Origin of the sequence: Virgibacillus sp., from assembly GCF_013393565.1 — a bacterium.
GTDB classification, from domain to species: Bacteria; Bacillota; Bacilli; order Bacillales; family Amphibacillaceae; genus Virgibacillus; species Virgibacillus dokdonensis.
In genome coordinates this window covers 1-4,024 of sequence record NZ_JABXHF010000122.1, presented here as the reverse complement: position 1 = coordinate 4,024, position 4,024 = coordinate 1, and the positions used below count along the sequence as shown (strand labels likewise).

General features: G+C 37.9%; 3 protein-coding genes. 2 read left to right on the top strand and 1 reads right to left on the bottom strand.

Features of this window, described 5'->3' with window-relative positions; all coding sequences use genetic code 11:
• Positions 1–621: 621 nt before the first annotated feature.
• A complete protein-coding gene (locus tag HLX49_RS17010; protein ID WP_077702265.1) occupies positions 622–2,667 on the bottom strand; it encodes a catalase in 2,046 nt (681 codons plus the stop codon).
• 348 nt (positions 2,668–3,015) lie between these two features.
• Between HLX49_RS17010 and HLX49_RS17005 the strand changes: the two genes are divergently transcribed.
• Both HLX49_RS17005 and HLX49_RS17000 read left to right on the top strand, forming a co-directional pair.
• The gene (locus tag HLX49_RS17005; protein WP_077702264.1) at positions 3,016–3,408 is read left to right on the top strand and encodes a thiol-disulfide oxidoreductase DCC family protein; all 393 of its coding nucleotides are present in this window, start codon (positions 3,016–3,018) and stop codon (positions 3,406–3,408) included.
• Positions 3,409–3,543: 135 nt separating this feature from the next.
• Positions 3,544–3,777, top strand: coding sequence for a hypothetical protein (locus tag HLX49_RS17000; RefSeq protein WP_077702263.1), 234 nt, complete (start codon positions 3,544–3,546; stop codon positions 3,775–3,777).
• Positions 3,778–4,024: the final 247 nt, after the last annotated feature.

Here is a 4,024-nt window from a genome sequence, read left to right as displayed (position 1 = left end):
TCCATATCAATCATTTTTTGAATAACTTTTGTATCTAATGGATGAATGTATTCCTTGAATACCATTTTTATGGTATGATTGTCCATGAAAGACTCCTTATAATTTGGGATTTGGACAGGACTACCATACCCTAATTATAAGGTTTTTTTATGCGTTTTTGTATTGATAATTCCTATTATTCTTAGTATTGACACAAGTTGTTTTTTCTTGACTACTTTATAAAAAGTTTATGCAACGCTAGTGACTTTTGTATCAAATGAAAAATAGAAACACCCTGTCAAAACAAGCCAAACCAAGAACAAAGGCGCAAGCGCCCGTTTAGCAACGTAGCGAGTGGAACGAATCAACTGAGATAAAGGAATCACGATGAGGAACAAACCGATGATGACTTATCGTAGGGCGATTTCGTGAAGTCGCCTAGTTGCTGGGCGCTGGAGCCGGACGTGGCTATTCCGTTGAATCGTATGCCAAAGCAACAAATTTTATACTTTCTTATCTTTTAAAAAAACAGTAGCAATGATAAAACGCTACTGTTTTTTATTGGTTGAAGATGTAGCAACTTATGGTTCATTGTGAACTTCAGCAACTTTTCATGAAACTCAAGCGAAATTATAATGAACTTTATACTTGAACCTCTCTATCCCAGAACCGATGTTGTGCCACTGCATCGCTAAATGTATCCACAAAGTTGTCCACATCAGACGCCGTAATCACACCTTTTGCCTGATGTATACGACAATCTTCTATTAAAGAAACCCCGTCACTACCTGCTCCTATTGGCTTGCAATGGTGGAATGCTTCTTGAATAAAATGCGTCGCTTGTTGGTAGAAGCGGTCACTCATTTGTTTACTTCCAGCTACATAAACCGCATCAAAAAGAACAGAATCTACGGTTAAAAAGCTAGCATTTGCTTCAACGGTGTTGCTATCCTCCCCAACAATCGCCCCACGCTTATTCGCAACTACGAAAGGACGAATTCCTTGTTTTTTCAATCCATGTATAACAGAAATTACACTGTCGGTATGGAAGCCATTATCTAAAAGAACAGCTACATTTCGTGTTACTGCTGTTTTCGTTGTGTTTTCTTGACTGAGAGCAGGTGAAACTTTACTTACCGGCGAACCACCTTCTTTTGGAGCGGTGACACCAATGTTTGCAGCAATTTCTTGTACCATCTCTAAACTAACATGGGCAAACATATTTATTACTTGTTGTTGTACTTCTTTACTTTCTACCTTTCCTAATTCAAAACTGAAAGCGTCTATAATATGTTGTTTTTCTATCTCACTCATACTATTCCAAAACAGAGCAGCTTGAGAAAAATGATCCTTGAAGCTTTCACTTCTTGCACGAATCTTTCTCCCTTCCACTTTTTCTTGGTAGTGCTCATATCCGCCTTCTTCTGGAGAAGCAGGTTCTGGCGTGTTTTCCGCTAGTGCGTTTTTATGATAACTCACTTGCCCTACATTAATCGTATGCCTACCATAGCCATCCCGTTGATTATTGTGGAACGGGCAAACGGGGCGATTAATTGGTAGCTCATGAAAATTAGGTCCTCCGAGTCGAATTAATTGTGTATCGGTATAGGAGAACAATCGTCCTTGTAATAAAGGATCATTCGTAAAATCAATGCCAGGAACTACATGACCTGGGTGAAACGCTACTTGCTCCGTTTCAGCAAAAACATTATCTACATTTCGATTTAAGGTCATTTTGCCAATAATTTTAACTGGAACTTCCTCTTCTGGCCAAATTTTAGTTGGGTCTAATATATCGTAATCGAATGCATTGGCGTCTTCTTCTGAAATTAGTTGCACACCTAACTCAAATTCAGGGTAAGCTCCGTTTTCAATCGCCTCATACAAATCTTGACGATGGAAATCTGGATTTTTCCCATTTATTTTTTGTGCTTCATCCCAGACAGTTGAATGCACGCCTAGCTTTGGCTTCCAATGAAATTTCACAAACGTAGCTTCTCCCATCTCATTTACAAACCGAAATGTGTGCACGCCAAACCCTTCCATCATGCGAAAACTACGTGGAATGGCTCGATCTGACATTTGCCACATCACCATATGTGCTGTTTCTTGATTATTTGCTACAAAATCCCAAAACGTATCATGGGCAGAAGCGGCTTGCGGTATACCCGTATGTGGCTCGGGCTTCACAGCATGAATTAAATCAGGAAATTTAATGGCATCTTGGATAAAAAAAACAGGCATATTATTTCCCACTAAATCATAATTTCCTTCTTCCGTATAAAATTTCGTAGCAATTCCCCTTACATCGCGAGCTAGTTCTCCAGACCCTTTTGATCCAGCAACCGTTGAAAATCTTACAAATACGGGTGTTTGTTTCCCTTTTTCTTTTAAGAAATCGGCTTTTGTATATTGCTCCATTGATTCATACACTTCAAAAACGCCATGTGCTGCATATCCTCTTGCATGTACCACCCGTTCAGGTATACGCTCATGATCAAAATGGGTCATTTTTTCCCGAAAATGAAAGTCTTCCATAATGGTCGGTCCACGTACTCCGGCTTTTAATGAGAACTCATCCTCGGATACGTTTAATCCTTGGTTCGTGGTCATCTTTTTCCCTTTATCATCAACACGGTAAGCATCTAATTGTTCTTGTTTTGTTTGACCTTGTTTATGGTCTGACATACTTATGCCCCTCCTCCATTCGTTTGGTATACTTTTCAATATGCTTGTAGAGAGACTGTTCCCGTATAAAAATCAAATAAAACGAAAAATGTTACTTCGTCATGTTATAGTAGACATAACTAGTCGCATACAGTCAGTGAATGTTAGAATAGAGCAACAATCTGTAAAAGGGGGCTTTATACGATAAACTTGATTTTTGGGTTTATCGTATAAGAAACTAAGGCTTCCACCATAAAGATGTAGCGGTAAGCCAAGTTTTTCTAATCCTAACAGAGCAAGTCCTCATCTTTTCTTGTTTTGAAACAAATTGTTTACAAACTAGATCCATAGAAAGGAGGTTGGCGTACGATGAGCAAAAAAATCATTCTCTTTGACGGTGTCTGTCATTTCTGTGATCAAAGCGTGCAATTTATTTTACAACGCGATAAACAAGAACAATTTTTATTTGCTTCCTTACAAGGCGACGCCGGTCAGAAATTGGTACAAAAATATAACATTCCTAATGATTTAAGCAGTTTAATATTGATCGATAACACTAAGTACTACAATAAATCAACAGCTGCACTACGTATTTGCAAAGAGTTATTAGGCGGTTGGAAATTCCTATATGTCTTTATTGTTCTGCCTAAGCCCATTCGCGACTTCTTTTACGACCGCATTGCTAATAACCGCTATCGTTGGTTTGGAAAAAAAGATAGCTGCGAACTTCCACCACCACATGTTAGAAAACGATTTCTGTAGTAAATTAGGGAATCATTGCACAAGATGTAACTACCATTTGTGCATGACGTGCAAAGTATTTAGTTTGAAAATTTATAATTGAATTGCTTGACTGTAAATATTCCATTACAATATACGTAACGTTTAGCAGAAGATATGGTTTTATGTTGGCAAGCTTTGACACACTATCAAATTCTGTCGAAAGTGATGACGCCATTATTTTTAATACCACGTGAGGTCGTTAGCGCGAAACAAAATATATACTATGGTTACTGTGGCTATATGGAATTAGATGATCAAAAGGAAATAGTTAAGTATATTCAGATGGGATATGACCCAGGAGTTTTTTCCGTGCTGTCCATTATCCCACCACAAAAGCTTCTGTTGTAGTTTGCTCCAACACATCAGAAGGAGCCTATGAACTTCTGAAAGATAAAGAAATTGAAAACATGTTAACGTAAATATTTAAGAAGGTGGCAAACCCACCTTCTCTTTATTCTAAAGCAAAACAAAGGGGCTGTTGCACAATCAGGTAATTGATTGTGTAACAGCTTTTTTGTGTATACACAAAAAAACAGACCACAAAGGGTCTGCTCTCATGTATTATTGATTTATGACAAATAAAAGAATAATACAA